The sequence below is a fragment of the Microbulbifer maximicatervae (SeqCode) genome, assembly GCF_056231245.1.
This window is the reverse complement of sequence record NZ_CP174334.1, coordinates 5148136-5166988: the sequence shown is the minus strand read 5'-3', so window position 1 is coordinate 5166988 and position 18853 is coordinate 5148136. Positions and strand designations below refer to the sequence as shown.

At 52.3% G+C, this 18853-nt stretch carries 14 protein-coding genes; 3 read left to right on the top strand and 11 right to left on the bottom strand.

All coding sequences use genetic code 11. The features are described from left to right. Positions 1-19: 19 nt before the first annotated feature. From ACJJIS_RS22610 to ACJJIS_RS22585, 6 genes are all read right to left on the bottom strand, one after another. On the bottom strand, positions 20-595 hold the full coding sequence (locus tag ACJJIS_RS22610) for an OmpA family protein (RefSeq protein WP_444906891.1): 576 nt from the start codon (positions 593-595) through the stop codon (positions 20-22). 86 nt (positions 596-681) lie between these two features. After that, complete coding sequence (locus ACJJIS_RS22605) at positions 682-1329, bottom strand: HAD family hydrolase (protein WP_282930693.1); 648 nt, start codon at positions 1327-1329, stop codon at positions 682-684. 14 nt (positions 1330-1343) lie between these two features. Next, positions 1344-1763 carry a hypothetical protein gene (locus ACJJIS_RS22600; RefSeq protein WP_475709140.1) on the bottom strand — a complete coding sequence of 140 codons (420 nt, stop codon included), beginning with the start codon at positions 1761-1763 and terminating at the stop codon, positions 1344-1346. After that, positions 1753-2499 (bottom strand): 16S rRNA (uracil(1498)-N(3))-methyltransferase, encoded by a 747-nt coding sequence (locus tag ACJJIS_RS22595; protein WP_475709139.1) that lies wholly within the window; start codon positions 2497-2499, stop codon positions 1753-1755. The genes ACJJIS_RS22600 and ACJJIS_RS22595 overlap by 11 nt, the downstream gene beginning before the upstream one ends. 131 nt (positions 2500-2630) lie before the next feature. Further along, entirely contained in the window at positions 2631-5762 is a 3132-nt protein-coding gene (locus tag ACJJIS_RS22590; protein ID WP_475709138.1) for an efflux RND transporter permease subunit, read from the bottom strand. Continuing rightward, positions 5762-7012: an efflux RND transporter periplasmic adaptor subunit gene (locus ACJJIS_RS22585; RefSeq protein WP_475709137.1), complete on the bottom strand. Its 1251-nt coding sequence runs from the start codon at positions 7010-7012 to the stop codon at positions 5762-5764. The genes ACJJIS_RS22590 and ACJJIS_RS22585 overlap by 1 nt, the downstream gene beginning before the upstream one ends. A gap of 294 nt (positions 7013-7306) precedes the next feature. On the opposite strand from ACJJIS_RS22585, the gene ACJJIS_RS22580 reads away from it, so the two are divergent. Further along, positions 7307-9661, top strand: coding sequence for a Tex family protein (locus ACJJIS_RS22580; protein WP_475709136.1), 2355 nt, complete (start codon positions 7307-7309; stop codon positions 9659-9661). Between the two features lie 64 nt (positions 9662-9725). Here ACJJIS_RS22580 and ACJJIS_RS22575 read toward each other — a convergent pair whose 3' ends face one another. From ACJJIS_RS22575 to ACJJIS_RS22555, 5 genes are all read right to left on the bottom strand, one after another. Further along, entirely contained in the window at positions 9726-10391 is a 666-nt protein-coding gene (locus ACJJIS_RS22575; RefSeq protein ID WP_475709135.1) for a pseudouridine synthase, read from the bottom strand. Positions 10392-10542: 151 nt separating this feature from the next. Next, positions 10543-11373 carry a methylenetetrahydrofolate reductase [NAD(P)H] gene (gene metF, locus ACJJIS_RS22570; RefSeq protein ID WP_475709134.1) on the bottom strand — a complete coding sequence of 277 codons (831 nt, stop codon included), beginning with the start codon at positions 11371-11373 and terminating at the stop codon, positions 10543-10545. A gap of 64 nt (positions 11374-11437) precedes the next feature. After that, a complete protein-coding gene (gene ahcY / locus ACJJIS_RS22565) occupies positions 11438-12814 on the bottom strand; it encodes an adenosylhomocysteinase (RefSeq protein ID WP_369974263.1) in 1377 nt (458 codons plus the stop codon). 107 nt (positions 12815-12921) lie between these two features. Further along, on the bottom strand, positions 12922-14142 hold the full coding sequence (metK, locus tag ACJJIS_RS22560; protein ID WP_475709133.1) for a methionine adenosyltransferase: 1221 nt from the start codon (positions 14140-14142) through the stop codon (positions 12922-12924). 72 nt (positions 14143-14214) lie between these two features. Further along, positions 14215-15171 carry a metalloregulator ArsR/SmtB family transcription factor gene (locus tag ACJJIS_RS22555; RefSeq protein WP_108734975.1) on the bottom strand — a complete coding sequence of 319 codons (957 nt, stop codon included), beginning with the start codon at positions 15169-15171 and terminating at the stop codon, positions 14215-14217. Between the two features lie 259 nt (positions 15172-15430). On the opposite strand from ACJJIS_RS22555, the gene tkt reads away from it, so the two are divergent. Both tkt and gap read left to right on the top strand, forming a co-directional pair. After that, positions 15431-17431 (top strand): transketolase, encoded by a 2001-nt coding sequence (tkt, locus tag ACJJIS_RS22550; RefSeq protein ID WP_475709132.1) that lies wholly within the window; start codon positions 15431-15433, stop codon positions 17429-17431. A gap of 109 nt (positions 17432-17540) precedes the next feature. Next, positions 17541-18545, top strand: coding sequence for a type I glyceraldehyde-3-phosphate dehydrogenase (gene gap / locus ACJJIS_RS22545; protein WP_475709131.1), 1005 nt, complete (start codon positions 17541-17543; stop codon positions 18543-18545). The last annotated feature ends 308 nt before the right edge of the window (positions 18546-18853 follow it).

Sequence of the window (18853 nt, the reverse complement as noted above, 5' to 3'; positions counted from 1 at the left end):
GCCAGCAAACTGTTCGGGGTTAGCGCCTCGGCAGTTTGCTGGGAACACGATCAAAATTTAGTACCCGGATCATCAGGCGGCGGTTCTCCCGCTTGCCTTTCTCTGTCTCATTATCCGCAATCGGATCAGTATCGCCGTAGCCCTGGGCTTCCATACGGTCAGCGGAGACGCCTCGCTCTATTAGGAAATGCTTTACCCAATCCGCTCTGCGCTGGGACAGGCTGAGATTCTTCTTCGCATCGCCGCCACTGTCTGTATGCCCCTCAATGGAGATTCGCATCTCTGAAAAATCGCGCATGATCACCAGCAAGGCTTCCAGATCGGCAATGGTTTCTATGCGGGGGGCAAAACCGCCGGGATCGAACTCCAGGCGCAGGCGGAATGTGTCCCCGATGGACCGGTTATTTCCCCGTAAAAACCTCACCAGCTCATCGGCAAAGGGGGCCGCTGCTCGGGCAGTCTTCTCACTGTCACCTGACTGTATTCCATCGACAGGTTCGAGCGTATATTTCTTTGGGGATTCGGACTGGTCACAGCCCACCAGAGTAAAGGCCAATAAGAATAGGCAACTGGCAGACAAGAATTTACCCGCCATAGGTACAGCTTCCGGTTTCTCGACGTCAAATTCAGTGTAGAACAGCGAAAGCGCTGATCAACCGGAAGTCTCGGCCACTGTGGCCATTAAATAAAGTTGAGAACTGCCATCATGTCTGTGACTACCCGGGCACCCTGCTGTTCCAGCTGGGGACCCCTTACTGGATGGGCACTGTAGCCAACCACGCGCATACCTGCAGAGACGGCCGCAGAGACACCGGCAATGGAGTCCTCCACTACCAGACAGCGCTCCGGCGCCACCCCCATGGCATCTGCTGCGTGCAGGAATAGCTCTGGCCAGGGCTTGCCCCGGGATACATCGTCGGCACTAAAAATCCGCCCGTCGAAATAATCGTACAAACCGGTCTTATTCAGTGTCAGCTGCATTTTCTGGTGAGAGCCCGAGGAAGCCACGCAGCTGCGCAGACCCAGCTGTTGCAGTTGGTCGAGCAGGCCTTCAATACCCACAACCGGCTGTAATTCCTGCTGGAACGCCTCGCGGATACGCCGCTCCGTATTGCCAAAATAATTATCCGGTAGTGGTCCGCCAAAGCGCTTCTCGATTTCCACCAAGCAGTCCCTGGCCGGGCGACCGCTGAATTGCTCGTCCAGTTCCTCGGCGGTGGTCTGCAAGCCCAGGCGATTCATTTCTTCTGCCAATATGCGACAGACGATGCTCTCGCTGTCTACCAGCACACCATCACAGTCAAAAATAATTAAATCGGTAGAAGACATGGGAACCTACATCGTTAACGCGCAGAGAGCAGCATCAGGCCGAGGATGACACCGATGACGCCGCTAATACGCAGGAAATTTTCATTGCCACGGGAAATTTTAACCGCTAATTCTTTGCCCCGCTCAAAACCAATTTGCAGCATATAGGCACCACTCAATAGCACCAGTACGCCGAGGGCATTGAACAAAATATACCAGTGGCGAGTGTCTGCAATTAGTAAAAGGATCAGGCCAATAATAATTCGCGCCCAGGCGGAGAGGGCATAGCCGGTTTCGTTAAGCCGTTCGCTGAGGCTTTGGCCAGCTTCGGCTTGGCAATAATCGCCAGTGATAACACAACGATGACAATGCCCAACAACCAGATAAATGCTTTTATCATGCTCTTCTCTCCCTGAATACTCTCGCGGCCAATCCTTCAGTGACTTACAAATCACCCCATTGAAATTGCAATACCGACAATGCCGCTATCGGCGCTGTCTCAGTGCGCATCACCCTTGGTCCCAAACGCAGAGGCATAAAATCCTGCGCCAGTGCCGCATTGATTTCCACCTGCGATAGCCCGCCTTCTGGACCTACCAGTAGCAGGGCGGATTCCGGTGTACCGCGCTCCGCCTGCCATTGGCGCAGATCCAGCTCGGTGCGGTGATGCAGTACCAACTTGGCTTGGGGCTCAGCTTCAGCAGATTCACTCTGTAAATACTGCGCCAGCTTTATCGGTTCGGCAATCTCCGGCACCCGGTTGCGCTCACACTGCTCACAGGCACTGATAGCAATCTGACGCCAGTGACCCAGCTTTTTCTGTAAGCGGTCCCCGGACAGCTTCACTTCACAGCGTTCGGTGAACAGTGGCTGTATTGCCGCCACCCCCAACTCTGTAGCTTTCTGTATCACCCAATCGAAACGATCGCCACGGGAAATACCGATCGCCAGGGTCAGTGCCAACGGTGATTGGCGATCTTCTGCACAGTACCCTCTCGTGCGTGCGCGTGCGCGTTTACCGGTCTCAATCAACTCCGCCGTGTACTCACCACCATTGCCGTCAAAAAGAACTAATGGATGACCCGCATTCAGGCGAAGTACTTTTACCAGGTGACGGGAAGCCAGCTCATCCAGGTCTACTTCCTGATCGGAAGCCAGAGGCTGCTTGGAAAAAATACGCGGGATGCGCATGGGAGAATCCTATTCAAACACCATAAAAAAGCCGACAGGAATGTCGGCGTTTTGTTGGCAATTAGTTTAGGCATTTATACCCCATAGGCGCAATGGTGGAGACGATCCACCCTTGCGCCAGGTACTCGACGCTACACCGCCTCCAATGAGACCGGGGCATCCTCTTGCGCTGCGGCTTTACGCTTCGGACGTAACTTCTCAATCACTTTGTACAGGTTGGGGACCAGAATCAAAGTCACTGCCGTCGCAAAAAGAACACCGAATGCCAGGCTGATCACCATCGGGATCAGGAACTGGGCCTGGATTGAACGCTCAAACATAATCGGTACCAGACCGATAAAGGTAGTAATCGAGGTCAAGATAATCGGGCGGAAACGATCCCGGCCCGCGTGTACTACCGCATCCATCACCGCCATACCCTGAGCGCGCAGCTGATTAATACGATCCATCAATACCAGATTGTCGTTCACAACCACGCCCGCCGCTGCGAGGAAGCCGAGCATCGACATAATGCTGATGTTGTGCCCCATTAACAGATGACCAACTAAGGCACCGAAGAATCCAAAAGGTACAGCAGTGAGGATCAATAGCGGCTGAGAGTAGGAGCGAAAGGCAATCGCCAGCAATGCGTAAATAGCGAACAAAGACAGCACAAAGAAGGCCAGGATAGCGCCATTAAATTCCTCTTCTTCCTGCATTTCTCCTGCGGTTCTGAGAGAGAAGCCGGGGAACTGGCGCTCCAGTTCAGGTACCAGGGTCTCGCGCATATCCTTAAGGATATCCTGCGTGCTGGAAGTATTCGGTGTTATTTCAGCGGTTACCCGAACTGTGCGTTCGCGATCGTTGCGGCGAATCGTGGTGTAGCCTGGCACATAAACCGCATCAGCTACCGCTGAGAAGGGTACCTCCCCATCGTTGGTACGGATACGAATACGGTCCATCTGCTCTTCACTGGCGCGCTCCTCCATGGGGTAGCGAACCATTACGCGAACATCCTCACGACCACGTGGGATACGTTGAACCTCCTCACCATAGAAACCCTGGCGAACCTGCCTGGCCACATCTGACAGGTTAATGCCCATCGTGGTGGCGTAAGGCTTCAGCTGGATTTCAATATCGCGACGGGCACTGGTCAGGTTATCGCGCACATCATAAACACCGACATAACTATCCAGCTTTTCCTTAACTAGGTCAGCCGCAGCACGCAGTTCCTCCATATCCCCCGAGGCAGTGCTCAGGTTTAGACTCATACCATTGCCGCTATTGTTAATAGTGGCATCAATATTCATATCTTCGACACTAGCCGGCAGCTCGCCAATCAATTCGCGCCAACGCAGCGCCAAAGATTCAGAAGTAACATCACGCATCTCTCCATCGATGAGCTGCAAGGTTACATAGATGTTGCCTCGCCAATTGAAAACCAAGGAGTTCTCCAAGAAAGGCTCACCCTTGTTCTGCTCCAGCATTCCCTCATCAGATTCCAACTTATCAGCTGCGCTAAGTACCTGCTCCATTACCCGTTCAGCTTCACTGAAAGGCTCACCAGAGGCCATAGAAATTCGCAATTGCAATAAATCAGAGGGGACCTGGGGGGAGAATGAAGAGCCCACATAACCGCTCTGAAAAACAGCGATCGACAAACCAAGCGCCAACATAAAGCTCATTACTGTGGTGCGGCTATTGCTGAGGGACTTCTTCAGCAGCGGCAAGTAATACTTGTCGCCAGCAGTTTTCATAGTGCCGGCAAAACGCCCACGCACTTTCTGTAATTTAATTCCTAGTGTCGACTTGGCTGGCTTCTCAGGCTTCATGCCTACCAAGTGAGCCGGCAGGATTAACAGGGACTCTACCAGTGAAAACACCAGACACAGCAATACTACCACCGGCAAGGCCAGCATCATCTGTGCGGTGACACCGGGCAGGAACAGCATGGGAATAAAGAACACCATGGTGGAAGTCACGGCAAAAATTACCGGCGAAGCTACCTGCTTCACTCCTTGCTCGGCCGCAGCTAAGCCAGATTCACCTCTATCGTGGGCAGCATGCACGGCCTCTCCCACAATAATGGCGTCATCCACCACAATCCCGAGTATCAACAGGAAAGCGAACAGCGACAGCATATTCAGACTGACGCCGGTCACCGGCAACAGCCAGAAAGCACCAAGGAAAGCGACAACAATACCCACGGTTACCCACATGGCCAGTGCCGGGCGCAGGAACAGCATCAGCATGACAAACACCATGGCAAAACCGCTCAGGGCATTGGTAGTCAGCAGATTCATGCGGCCTTCAAATGCCTTGGAGAAGTCGAACCAGATATCCAGTTCCATACCCGGAGGCAATTGCTCGCGAGTCTCTTCTAGGAAATCTTTGATTCGCTCTGCCGTTTTTACCACATCCAGGGGCTCGCCCTGAATAATGCGGAGGTTCATGGCAGGATTGCCATTAAAGCGAATAACGTTGTTGTATTCCTCAAAGCCATCCCGTACTGTCGCTACATCACGCAGTAACAATACAGAGCCATCAGCACGGCTAACCACGGGGATGCGCTCAAAGTCTTCAGCGGTATAGGCTTGGCCTCGGGTTTGAACCTGGATATCACCGCGATCCGAGCGCACCATGCCGGCAGGCAAATCCAGGGAGGAGCGGCGCACCGCGTCGGCAACCTGGTTAAAGCTCAGGTTATAACGACGCAAATCCAGCTCGGAAACTTCAATAGATAACTCGTCTGGTCGATCACCCCAAACATCAACGCGGCGCACACCCGGAATCAAGTTGAGTTTGTCGCGTAGGTCAAGAGTGGTTTCCTTGAGCTGACGCTCGGAAACCGGACCGCCGATAGCAATCATCATTAATTCGGCATTAGCTTCGATCAAGCGAATAACAGGACGTTCAATACCATCCGGAAAGGTGCTGATACTGTCCACCTGCACCTTAATATCGTTGAGCAGTCGCAGTTCGTCGTAACCATCCATCGCCTGAACTTCAATAGAAGCATGGCCCCGCCGGGAAGCGGAGTTCACTTCCTTAATACCTTTTACTTCGGAGATTGCTTCCTCAACACGTACAGTTACCTGCTGCTCTACTTCAGCAGGACCGGCACCAGGATAGGAAATATCCACATCGACAATACCCAGCTGCACCGTTGGGAATACTTCCCGGTCGATACCAGATATACCAAAGAATCCGCCGATGATAATCATAATCATCAGCAGGTTTGCCGCCTTACTATTGCGCGCAAACCAAGGGATGATTCCGCTCATTACTTGCCTCCCTGGGAAGCATTGCTAACACCACCGGCATCACCAGCAGCGGATACTGTAGAGGGATCTGCTGAATCCTCAGGAAGACTCCCCAGGCCCGCTGGCCGCTCATTGAGGGGGTTAGCGGTAAGTACCATACCCTCACGGGAGTAGCCCAAGCTTGAAACAATCACTCGGTCACCCATAGCAATATCCCCGCGGAGCCAGATTCTGTCACCGATGGTTTGTAACAGCTCAACAGTTTTGTAGATCAGCTGGCTCTCGTCATTCAGAACCAACAAGTGATCTCCTTCATGTAGTGCCTGACGGGGCAGCTCCACAACATCATCAAAGGTTCTACCGGCAATATCTGCCTCAACAAACAGGCCATTCATCAGCGGTACATCCCCTTCATAGGGCTTCTGCACTTGGGCAACAGCAAAAATAAAGCGGCTGTTGGGATCGATACTCGCTTCGGTTCGCACCAGTTGTGCACGCCACTCGTGTTTACGTCCAGCGACAACAGCTCTCAGGCGCACAGCGGGGCCATTCTCAATAGTTTTACCCAGGGGAAGATCGAGCAGGGCCAGTTGCTGGTCAGTCAGAGGGAGGCGGACTTCAGCGATACCAGTGCTGTGAATTTTTGCCAGAGGAGTGCCGGGGGTAATGTACTGCCCCAGGTCGACAAAAGTCTCAACTACACGACCTGCAAAGGGGGCTTTGAGTGATGTGCGCTCCAAATCCAGCTTTGCCTGGTCGCGGTCAGCTCTCGCGGCTTCCACTGCAGCCTGGGCAGCTTCGAGATGGGGTTTGCGCAGGAACAGGGCATTGGCAGCTTCAGATCCCAGGTCACGCCACTCGCGCTTAGCTTGCTTGGCATGGCCCTGCTCCTGAGCAAGGGCGGACTTAGCATTTGCCAGTTGTGATTCCGCGCGAGTGACTTGGTAGCGATAGTCTGCTTGCTCGAGCTGCAATAAACGGGCGTCTTTATTGAAGAAGCCACCGGGAACAAATGCCTCATCGACGCTTTCGATCACACCGCCGACTCGCGCGATCACATCGATTTCATGGCGGGCATGGACGGTTCCCTGGCTGGGTACCAACAGTGTCTGGCGACTGGGTTCTATATAGAGAACATCGGCCATTGGCGGTACCACCACCTCTGGCGGTTTTTCCTCCGGCTTCGGTTTCAATACAACCACCGCAGCAATAACAGCCACCCCGACTAACAATACAATGAATAACAGCTTGTTTTTACTCGAGACTTTCACAGGTACCCTCTACCCCGTTCCCTGACCTGAATTGGTCAAATTTTAGTTAGTACGCATTCTACTGGAGTTCGACGCACATAAGAGGCAATTTGGATGCAGACTGCCGCACAAGTTTGTGCCCTGCCGCAAACCTTCCTCGCTGCGCTCGGGTAACGCATAATGCCGACCCAAAATTACTCCTGTAAGGGCCCTCTCGTTTACCCGCCAAATACCACGGAAACTGAAAGGCTACTTACTGGTCCTACATCGCCCTTAACGGTACGAAATTTCCCGGAAAACGGATGTAAACATCAAATGCTGGATATCAACGTTCGCATCGCCGAAGAACTCAATGTCAGACCACAACAGGTTACCGCCGCAGTATCCCTGCTCGATGAAGGAGCCACAGTCCCATTTATTGCGCGCTACCGGAAAGAAGTGACAGGGGCCCTGGACGACACCCAGCTGCGCACCTTGGAAGACCGACTGCGCTATCTGCGCGAACTGGAAGAGCGCCGCGCTGCCATCCTAAAAAGCATCGATGAGCAGGGCAAACTGACCCCAGAGTTGTCACAACAAATCAACAGTGCCGACACAAAGAATCGCCTCGAAGACCTCTACCTCCCCTACAAACCCAAGCGCCGCACCAAAGGGCAAATCGCCATCGAGGCTGGCCTGGAACCGCTGGCCAATGCACTGATCAACAACCCCTCCCTAGACCCCGCAGCCGAAGCAGAGCAATACCTCAACACCGACAACGAAGACGCCTCCCTTCACGTCAAAGACATCAAAGCCGCTCTGGATGGAGCCAAATTTATCCTGATGGAACGCTTTGCCGAAGACGCCGAGCTGCTGGGCAAGCTACGTGAATTCCTCAAGTGCGATGGACAGGTGAAATCCAAACTGCTCGAAGGCAAAGAAGAGGAAGGGGCCAAGTTCCGCGACTATTTTGAATACGCCGAAGACTGGTCCAAGGTTCCCTCGCACCGTGCCCTGGCTATTTTCCGTGGCCGCAACGAAGGCGTGCTCGCTATCAGTGTCGGCCTTGCCGAAGAGGAGGGGGCTTCCCCAACCGCCAACCACCCCTGCGAAGCCATGATTGCCCGCCATGTGGATATCACCGATGAAGGTCGTCCTGCAGACAAATGGCTCGGCGAAGTGGTGCGCTGGACCTGGCGAATCAAACTGCTGACCGCACTGGAAACTGACCTGATGGGTGAGCTGCGCGAGAAAGCAGAAGAGGAGGCCATCAAGGTATTCTCCCGCAACCTGAAAGACCTGCTGCTAGCAGCTCCGGCCGGGCAAAAAGCCACCATCGGCCTGGACCCGGGCCTGCGCACCGGGGTCAAGGTCGCCGTGGTCGATGCCACTGGCAAGATACTCGATCACACCGCCATATTCCCCAACCCGCCACAGAATCGTCACCAGGAGTCTGCAGCAGTTATTGCCGCCCTGTGTAATAAATACAATGTGGGCCTGATCGCCATCGGTAACGGCACCGCCAGCCGTGAGACCGACAAATTTGTCGGGGAAACCATTAAACAATACAAGCTGACGGCTCAAAAAGTTGTGGTTAACGAAGCCGGTGCTTCCGTTTACTCCGCCTCTGAATTTGCTGCGCGGGAATTCCCAGATCTTGACGTGACTATCCGTGGAGCTATCTCCATCGCCCGCCGTCTGCAGGACCCGTTGGCAGAATTGGTGAAAATCGAGCCCAAATCCATTGGTGTTGGCCAGTATCAGCACGACGTTTCCCAGACTCAACTGGCTCGCTCATTGGATGCCGTGGTTGAGGACTGTGTAAACGGGGTCGGCGCTGAGCTGAACTCCGCCTCTGCACCGCTGCTGGCTCGGGTTTCCGGCCTGACTGCATCTATTGCCAACAATATTGTCAGCTACCGCGACCAGAACGGCGCTTTCAAAAATCGCAAGCAACTGATGGAAGTTCCGCGCTTAGGACCCAAGGCATTTGAACAGGCCGCCGGCTTCCTGCGTATTAATAACGGTGAAAATCCGCTGGACAAATCCGGTGTACACCCCGAGTCCTATATCGTGGTTAAACGCATTGCCGAAAAAAATAGCCGTGAAATTAACAGCCTTATCGGCGACTCCGGCTTTCTGCGCCGGCTGAATCCGGCAGACTATACCGACGAAAAATTCGGTGTACCTACCGTTACCGATATTATCGCCGAACTGGAAAAACCTGGCCGAGACCCGCGCCCGGAATTCCGCACGGCAAAATTTGAAGAGGGCGTAGAAGAAATAAAAGACCTACGCCCAGCAATGGTACTCGAGGGGACTGTCACCAACGTCACCAACTTCGGTGCTTTTGTGGATATCGGTGTTCACCAGGATGGCTTGGTACATATCTCTGCACTTTCAGAGAAGTTCGTTAAAGACCCTCACGAAGTCGTAAAAGCCGGTGATATTGTCAAAGTTAAAGTGATGGAAGTGGACGTTGCCCGCAAACGTATCGGCCTTTCCATGCGTTTATCTGACGAGCCCGGTGAGCAGGGTAGTGGCGGTATTAAAAAGGGTGACCAGCGCGAAAACCGCCAAGCCCAGCGCTACAACAAGCAGCAGGGCAACCGCTCCCAGAAAGGGGGCCAAGGCAATGGCCGTGGCAGCATGGGTGATATTTTGATGGCGGCGATGAAGAATAAAAAATAACCGATAAAAAGGGCGGCCAAATGGCCGCCCTTTTTATATCTCTCTGACAGCCCCTCTTGCCATATTATTCAATTAAAAACTCTCCGGGCAACTCGCTAGTAAAATACAAAGCTTCTCCACTTACAGGGTGAGAAAATTTCAGCTCGCTAGCATGTAACAGTAGCCTCGAAGCCCCCTTCAACGCACCAGGGTGGGCATAAAAGGGGTCCCCCAATATTGGATGTCCTATTGCCTGCATATGCACCCGGAGTTGGTGAGAGCGCCCAGTAACTGGCATAAGTCGAATCAAGCTACTGTTTTCAGAGCTGGAGACTTTCTCCCAGCGGGTTAGAGATGGCTTGCCCTCGGCAAAATCTACTTTTTGCCTCGGCCTATTTGGCCAGTCACAAATAAGCGGCAAATCCACTTCACCACTTACATTTTCAGGCACACCCCATACCCGCGCATAGTAGGCTTTCTCGACTTCACGATTTTGAAATAAAGTACTCAGTGCCTTATGTACCTCAACACTGCGTGCCATTACGATTAGTCCTGAAGTATCCATATCCAATCGATGGACAGTTAATGCATCTGGATATAGTGATTGCGCTCGACCAGCTAAACTGTCTTTATGATCAGCGCTTCTTCCCGGAACACTAAGAAGCCCACTGGGTTTTTCTAAGATGAGTAGTGCTTCATCCTCATATAGTATTGAGAGGAATGGTTTCAGGGGGGGATTATAATTCCGCACTTATACCAACCTACCGGAATTTAAAAATATTTCAGATGGCCCAGAAAAGATACTAAATTTCCAGCCAGTAAACTCTGAACAAACGATATGAAAATTTCAGTCAATGTTTCATAAACAGAAAACTCGAAAGCAATAGCTTTCGAGTTTTCAATTAAAGCTTGAGGTTTTTCAAAATCTTAGTAACGATTGCATCCTGATTCATTGTGTAAAAATGTAAACCTGGTGCCCCCCCTTCTAATAAGGTCTCGCAGAGGTCGGTAACAACCTCTAATCCAAGCTTTCGAACGTCTTCAGGATTACGGAAGCTTTCCATGCGTTTAACCAACCACCTCGGAATTTCTGCACCACAATTGCGAGAGAAACGCACAAGGTTGGCAAAATTAGCTATCGGCATAATGCCTGGATAAATGGGCGCATCGATACCCGCCTTTTCACACTGATCAATAAAGTAGAAATAGGAATCCGGGTTATAGAAATATTGAGTCAGAGCGCTATTAGCACCTGCCTCAAATTTACCTTTTAAATAGCGAATATCATCATCATAGCTGTTCGACTCCGGGTGGATCTCTGGATAAGCAGCTACTTCAAGATGAAATTGATCACCGGTATGTCGGCGAATAAAGGCGACTAATTCATTCGCATAAACCAGTTGCGCCACTGCACCCATGCCCGACGGCATATCACCACGCAGTGCAACTATTCGATTAATTCCCGCCTCTTTATAATCATTTAACAAACCCAGTATTGTCTCTTCATTATCACCACCAAACGACAAATGAGGAGCAATTGAAATACCATCTCGCCGCATATTGGTCACAATACTCGACGTTGTCTCTCTTGTGGTACCACCGGCACCATAAGTTACAGAGAAGAATTCAGGGTTAAATGCCTGCAGCGCTTCACGAGTTTTGTATAGTTTCTCGCGACCCTCTGGCGTTTTGGGAGGGAAAAATTCGAAACTTATGCGAATGGAGTCTTTCATTATATTTCTCCAACCCCGCACAATTCAGGTGCCGGCGATACCGGCACCTTTTAGTTAGGGGTGATTAGTACTTATAACTTTCAGGTTTGAACGGACCTTCAACTGAAACACCGATATAGTTAGCTTGTTGCTCGGTCATACGGGTAATAACACCACTAAAACCCTCAACCATATAGCGTGCAACTTCTTCATCCAGGTGCTTGGGCAGTACTTTTACATACAGCGCTGAAGTTTTTTGATCTGCCGGTAAGTCGGCAAACTTTTCTTTGAACAAATGGATCTGGGCGAGAACCTGGTTGGCAAAAGAGCCATCCATGATGCGACTCGGATGGCCAGTAGCGTTGCCAAGGTTTACCAGGCGGCCTTCAGACAGCAGCAGCAAGTGATCATTGGTTTCGCTATTGCGAACCACCTTATGTACCTGAGGCTTAACTTCCTGCCACTCCCAGTTTTCACGCATAAAGGCGGTGTCGATTTCATTATCGAAGTGACCAATATTACAAACCACCGCACCACTCTTCAGGGCGGAAAGCATGTGGGCATCGCAAACGTTTACGTTGCCAGTTGTAGTAACAATCAGGTCTGTATTGGCCAGCAGCTGCTTGTTAATCCCCTCAGCGGTACCGGTATTAACGCCGTCGATGTAGGGGGAAACCAGCTCAAAGCCGTCCATACAAGCCTGCATTGCACAGATCGGGTCCACTTCAGAAACCCGTACGATCATGCCTTCCTGGCGCAGGGATGCTGCGGAACCTTTACCTACGTCGCCGTAACCAATAACCAGCGCTCGCTTACCAGAGAGCAAGTGGTCAGTGGCGCGCTTGATGGCGTCGTTGAGACTGTGGCGACAGCCATATTTGTTGTCGTTCTTGCTCTTGGTCACAGCGTCATTGACGTTGATCGCAGGAATCTTCAAGGTGCCTTCGCGCAGCATATCCTGCAGGCGGTGTACGCCAGTGGTGGTCTCTTCACTCACACCGTGGCAAGCATCGAGAAGTTGCGGGTATTCGCGGTGCAGCAACTCAGTGAGGTCGCCACCGTCATCCAAAATAATATTGGGTTGCCAGCCGGCAACATCGGCACCAATAGTGCGCTCAAGGCACCACTCATACTCTTCTTCAGTTTCACCTTTCCACGCAAATACGGGGATTCCGCGCGCAGCAATGGCAGCAGCAGCGTGGTCCTGGGTGGAGAAAATATTACAAGAGGACCAGCGAACTTCAGCGCCCAGCGCGACCAGAGTTTCGATCAGCACTGCAGTCTGGATTGTCATGTGGATACAGCCCATGATACGGGCACCCGCCAGCGGCTGCTCTGCGCGGTATTTCTCACGCAGGGTCATCAGTGCCGGCATTTCACCTTCTGCAATTTCAATTTCACGGCGCCCCCACTCGGCCAGGGAAATGTCCGCGATTTTGTAATCTTTAAATTCAGTGCTCATTTGATTCATCGTTTTTGAGTCCAAAAATTATCTGCTTGCCGAGTGGTACCCAGCATATTTTGTGTGCCCGCGCTTTTGGCGCAGGCATGAATATTTATTTCTGAAACTTAGAGGCCGGCTTGGGAGCGAAGCGCATCCGCCTTGTCGGTTTTTTCCCATGGGAAAGCAGTAAAGCTCTCACTGCGTTCCTGGCCATTGCTGTCAATCCAATTGTAAGTGTGGGTAAACGGATCGCGACCAAAGTGACCATAAGCTGCGGTCAACTGATACATCGGGTGCAGCAGGTCGAGGGATTTGGAGATGGCGTAAGGGCGCAGGTCAAAGTTTTCGCGCACCAGCTCTACCAGCTTATCCTCTGCTACCAAACCGGTTCCAAAAGTATTAATTGCTACGGAAGTCGGCTCGGCGACACCGATGGCGTAGGAAACCTGAATCTCACAGCGCTTGGCCAAGCCTGCAGCGACAATGTTCTTAGCCACATAGCGACCTGCGTAAGCGGCAGAGCGGTCAACCTTGGAGGGGTCCTTACCGGAAAACGCACCGCCGCCATGGCGAGCGGAGCCACCGTAAGTATCGACGATAATCTTGCGCCCGGTGAGACCGCAGTCCCCAACTGGCCCGCCAATAACAAAGTTACCCGTCGGGTTGATATGGAACTTGGTGTCTTTATGCAGCCATTCCAGCGGCAAGGTGTTGTGAACAATCAGCTCCATCACTGCATCGCGCAGATCTTTTTGGCTGACATCCGGGTTGTGCTGGGTTGAAAGAACAACCGCATCAATCGCGCAGGGGCGGCCCTGTTCGTCGTAACGGAAGGTCAGCTGGCTTTTTGCATCAGGACGCAACCAAGGGAGCAGACCGGATTTACGCACTTCAGCCTGGCGCTCAACCAGACGGTGGGAATAGTAGATCGGCGCAGGCATAAAGGTGGGGGTTTCGTTGGTCGCATAACCAAACATTAACCCCTGGTCCCCAGCACCCTGGTCTTCCGGCTTAGCGCGGTCTACACCCTGTGCGATATCCACAGATTGTTTACCGATCACATTGATAACACCACAGGTCTCACCGTCATAACCCACGTCAGAGGAGGTGTAGCCGATATCGGTGATAACTTTACGCACCAGCTCTTCCAGGTCTACCCAGGCAGAGGTGGAAATCTCACCGGCAATAACAGCAATACCGGTTTTCACCAGGGTTTCACAGGCAACCCGCGCCTGCTTGTCACGGGCCAGTAGAGCATCCAATACAGCATCGGAAATCTGGTCGGCAATTTTATCCGGGTGCCCCTCAGATACGGATTCTGAGGTAAACAGTCTGTATTCACTCATTTTGAGGTCTCCATTGTCCCGCCGCAGCGGTTGAATATCTTTTAACTTCAGGCTGTGCCTGACAAACCCCCGTCAGGGCTTAATAAACTCTCTTATCTGGATCTGAAAGCCATTGCGCAGGGCGCTATAAATACTGCGCCCATCTTGCAAGCCGGCAGTCGCGGCCCAGTCACTCAACTGCTCTGGAGCAAAGCCCAGCCATAAATCTCCGCAGGCCTCTCTGGCCCAGTCCTGGCTGTGTTCTTGCAATTCTGCAATTAAAAGCTGCCCGCCCTTTTTTAGGGCGCCGTGCAAATCGTGAAATATCTGTGCCGGGTCAGGAGTGTGGTGCAGCACCATGTTCACCACGATGGTATCGGCACTGGCCGGCCGTGCCGCAGCAGCGCGAGTATCGCTACAGACAAACTCGATATTTTTAATACCCTGTTCATCGGCAAAAGATTGGGCCCGCTCCAACATTGCAGAAGACAGATCCAGTGCTGTCACTGTCGCGAAACGCTGAGCCAACTCCTGTAGAAATTCACCTTCTCCAGGCCCAACTTCCAAGGCATGGCGACCAGGTTTGAGCAGCTGAGCCACTTGTGGTCCGTATACGTCATAGCTGGCGATCAATTCCTGCTGCTCGCGAAAGCGGTTGCCGTAATCGGCAAAGAAACGTCGCGATGCTTCCGCTCTCTCCTCAGAAATCCGGGATACCGCCTGCACCCGCACATCGGCCAGAGGCAAATGATCCAGGTTTGTAAATAGCTGTGCCAGCAGTGGAGTAGCTGCAGTGCGCCGGTAGAAAAGGTTATTACCTTCGCGGTGCTTGTTTACCAGACCTGCCTGAGCGAGCACTTTCAAGTGATGACTCAGGGCCGGTTGGCGCAAATCAAAGATTCGGCACAGCTCTAACACACTGTAAGAATCCTGGCTAAGCAGGCGCAAAATTTCGAGCCGCAGGGGATCTCCGGCGGCTTTCAGGGTCAAGGCCAGCTGAGGAATTGCCTCGGCTGGGCTCAGTTCGGGTGCTGGCTCATTTTCAGACATGGAGCGAAGTCTAGCAGGGGAGCACATCTATATCAAAATGTTTTGATATAGCTTCATTAAATATTTTTGATATAGATGTTAATGGCGCCGCCTGATGCATAGAATTGGAAGTTTGTTGCTGCACTCAACAACAAATCCCCCACCAAGGCTTTGCGCAGGGCCGCCCTTTACGGGAAAATACGCCACCATTTTCGTTGTTGCGGGAATCTGCCGGCAGAGCAGCGCCGCACCCTAGCTAAGAAACCAGAGAGCTCTTCTTATGTCTTCTACTCCCTCTCGCACTGAAAAGGCCAACGCCATTCGCGCCCTGTCTATGGACGCGGTCCAAAAAGCCAAAAGCGGCCACCCCGGTGCGCCCATGGGTATGGCGGATATCGCCGAGGTGCTGTGGAATGACTACTTAAAGCACAACCCGGCCAACCCCAGCTGGGCCGATCGCGACCGCTTTGTACTGTCCAACGGTCACGGCTCCATGCTGCTTTATTCCCTGCTGCACCTGTCCGGCTATGACCTGCCGATAGAAGAGCTGCAGAACTTCCGCCAACTGCATTCCAAAACTCCGGGCCATCCCGAATACGGTTATGCCCCTGGTGTAGAAACCACCACCGGCCCACTGGGCCAGGGCATCACCAACGCTGTTGGTATGGCAATGGCAGAAAAGATCATGGGTGCCCAGTTCAATCGCCCCGGCTACGAGCTGGTAGACCATCACACCTATGTATTCCTGGGCGATGGCTGCCTGATGGAAGGTATCTCCCACGAAGCCTGCTCCCTGGCCGGCACTCTGGGCCTGGGTAAGCTGGTCGCCTTCTATGACGACAACGGCATCTCCATCGATGGTGAAGTGGAAGGCTGGTTCACCGACGACACGCCCAAGCGCTTTGAATCCTACGGCTGGCACGTAATCCCCAATGTGGATGGCCACGATTCCGCCGCTATCAAAGCCGCTATTGAAGAAGCTCGCTCTGTTACCGATAAGCCCACCATTATTTGCTGCAAAACCGTGATCGGCTTCGGCTCCCCGAACAAACAAGGGCGCGAAGAGTGTCACGGAGCACCGCTGGGTGACGAAGAGATCGCCCTGGTTCGCGAAACCCTCGGTTGGGCCCACGGCCCATTTGAAATCCCCGAAGATATCTACGCTGGCTGGGATGCCAAAGCCAAAGGTGAAGCCCAGGAAGACGAGTGGAAAGATATCCTCGCCGATTACCGCGAAGAATTCCCGGAGCTGGCAGCCGAATTTGAGCGCCGCATGAGCGGTGAACTGCCCGCAGACTTCCTCAGCAAAGCAGATGAGTACATCAAAGCCTGCCAGGAAAGTGCAGAAAAGATTGCCTCTCGTAAAGCCAGCCAAAACGCTCTGAACGCCTACGGCCCGCTGCTGCCGGAATTCCTCGGCGGCTCCGCCGACCTGGCCGGCTCTAACCTCACTATCTGGTCAGGCTCCAAAGGCGTCAGCGCCGAAGATGCCTCCGGCAACTACATCTATTACGGTGTGCGCGAATTCGGTATGAGCGCCATTATGAATGGTATCGCTCTGCACGGTGGTTTCGTGCCCTACGGCGCTACCTTCCTGATGTTTATGGAATACGCCCGCAACGCTGTGCGCATGGCCGCACTGATGAAGCAACGTGTGGTCTTTGTCTATACCCATGACTCTATTGGCCTGGGCGAAGACGGCCCGACTCACCAGCCGGTAGAACAGCTCAGCGCCTTGCGCGCCACTCCGAACCTGCACACTTGGCGCCCCTGTGACGCCACTGAATCCGCAGTGAGCTGGAAAATGGCAATAGCGCGCAAAGAAGGCCCCAGCACCATGGTATTTAGTCGCCAGGGCCTGGCCCCTCAAGATCGCGACAGCGCACAGCTGGCTCAGATTGAGCGCGGTGGGTACGTACTGTCCGACTGCGAGGGTACTCCTGAAGCCATTATTATTGCCACTGGCTCCGAGGTAGAGCTGGCAATGGCGGCCCAGGAAAAACTGGTCGGCAAGAAAGTTCGCGTTGTTTCCATGCCCTGTGCCGAGTTGTTTATGGAGCAGGAAGAAGCTTATCGCGAATCCGTACTGCCTTCTTCTGTACGTGCGCGAGTAGCGGTAGAAGCGAGCCACAAAGACTACTGGTATAAGTTTGTCGGTTTCGATGGCGCTATTATCGGTATGGAAACCTTTGGCGAATCGGCCCCTGCCGGCGACTTGATGCGCTACTTTGGTTTCACTGTGGACAATGTGGCTGAAGCGGTAGAAAAACTGCTGAAATAATACTGTTCTCTCCACTGAATATCATTTAGGTATCAACCCCGCGCGGCACTGCCTCAGCGCCGCGCGGGGACGCTGAGCTGACATTTTTTCTCCTGCCTAAAGTTGTGCTATGACCACTAGAATTGCCATCAATGGCTACGGCCGTATCGGCCGCTCCGTTTTACGCGCACTCTATGAGTCTGGCGCCCGCGATAGCTTACAAATAGTCGCCATCAATGAACTGGCTGACTGCGACACCATTGCACATCTGACAAAGTACGACTCTGTCCACGGCCGCTTCTCAGGCGAAGTTTCCGTGCATGAGGATATCCTTGTAGTTAATGGAGATTCTATTGCCGTTACTCATTGCGAACGGTTAGAAGATCTGAATTGGCGACGGGACCGGGTAGATATCGTACTGGAATGTACCGGTAGCTTTAAGCAGCGACAAGGCGCGGAGTTGCACCTTGCCGCAGGAGCCAAGAAAGTACTATTTTCCCAACCTGCCAGCCGGGATGTCGATGCCACGATTGTTTACGGGGTGAACGACCATATTTTGACGGGCAAGGAACGGGTAATTTCGGCAGCCTCCTGCACAACTAATTGCAGTGTTCCAGTTATCGCCGCCCTGGATAAAGCCTTCGGCATTGAGGCCGGGGTCATTACCACTATTCACTCTGCGATGAACGATCAACCGGTAAGTGATGCCTATCACCATACTGATTTGAGAAAAACGCGTTCGGCGATAACCTCTGTTATCCCGGTTGATACCGCTTTGGCACGCGGTATTGAGAGAATACTACCCAATCTGGCAGGTAAATTTGAAGCCCAGGCCCTACGCGTTCCCACAGTCAATGTTTCTGCTATCGACTTATCAGTCTCACTACAAAGAGAAGTAAGTCGGGAAGATATTAATGCTTTATTAAAATCAGCTTCTGAGTCTGAGTTTAATGGTGTACTTGGCTTCACCCAAGAACCCCTCGCATCCTGTGATTTTAATCACGACCCGCGTTCGGGGATTATTGATGCAGGCCAAACTCGTGTAGCAGGGAATCGCTTAGCCAAGATTTTGATTTGGTTTGATAATGAGTGGGGATTTGCGAATCGGATGCTGGATTTAGTAAAAATAATCTAAAAAACATCTATACCTCATCATCTGGAAAGTTACTGATACAACATTTTAAGCTGGAAATATATTCCGGGAGTAATGTTTATGGCGCAAACTTAACAACTAGATAAATAACGATAAATAACGATAAATAACGATAAATAGTATGGCGTTTGAACTCATACATCAGGTGTCGGCCGCACCTCTAAGCGATTTATAATCTGCGAATTTAAATATCAGTCTAATCTGAGACAATTAAAGCTTATGCTACAGCATAAACTCTGGCAATATCAAAGCAACCTCCTCAAAATAGAATATTCGATAAAAAGATATAC

Coding starts and splice junctions, on each gene's coding strand:
- ACJJIS_RS22610 (WP_444906891.1), bottom strand. CDS start 595: ATGGCGGGTAAATTCTTGTCTGCCAGTTGCCTATTCTTATTGGCCTTT.
- ACJJIS_RS22605 (WP_282930693.1), bottom strand. CDS start 1,329: ATGTCTTCTACCGATTTAATTATTTTTGACTGTGATGGTGTGCTGGTA.
- ACJJIS_RS22595 (WP_475709139.1), bottom strand. CDS start 2,499: ATGCGCATCCCGCGTATTTTTTCCAAGCAGCCTCTGGCTTCCGATCAG.
- ACJJIS_RS22590 (WP_475709138.1), bottom strand. CDS start 5,762: ATGAGCGGAATCATCCCTTGGTTTGCGCGCAATAGTAAGGCGGCAAAC.
- ACJJIS_RS22580 (WP_475709136.1), top strand. CDS start 7,307: ATGCTGGATATCAACGTTCGCATCGCCGAAGAACTCAATGTCAGACCA.
- metF (WP_475709134.1), bottom strand. CDS start 11,373: ATGAAAGACTCCATTCGCATAAGTTTCGAATTTTTCCCTCCCAAAACG.
- ahcY (WP_369974263.1), bottom strand. CDS start 12,814: ATGAGCACTGAATTTAAAGATTACAAAATCGCGGACATTTCCCTGGCC.
- metK (WP_475709133.1), bottom strand. CDS start 14,142: ATGAGTGAATACAGACTGTTTACCTCAGAATCCGTATCTGAGGGGCAC.
- ACJJIS_RS22555 (WP_108734975.1), bottom strand. CDS start 15,171: ATGTCTGAAAATGAGCCAGCACCCGAACTGAGCCCAGCCGAGGCAATT.
- tkt (WP_475709132.1), top strand. CDS start 15,431: ATGTCTTCTACTCCCTCTCGCACTGAAAAGGCCAACGCCATTCGCGCC.
- gap (WP_475709131.1), top strand. CDS start 17,541: ATGACCACTAGAATTGCCATCAATGGCTACGGCCGTATCGGCCGCTCC.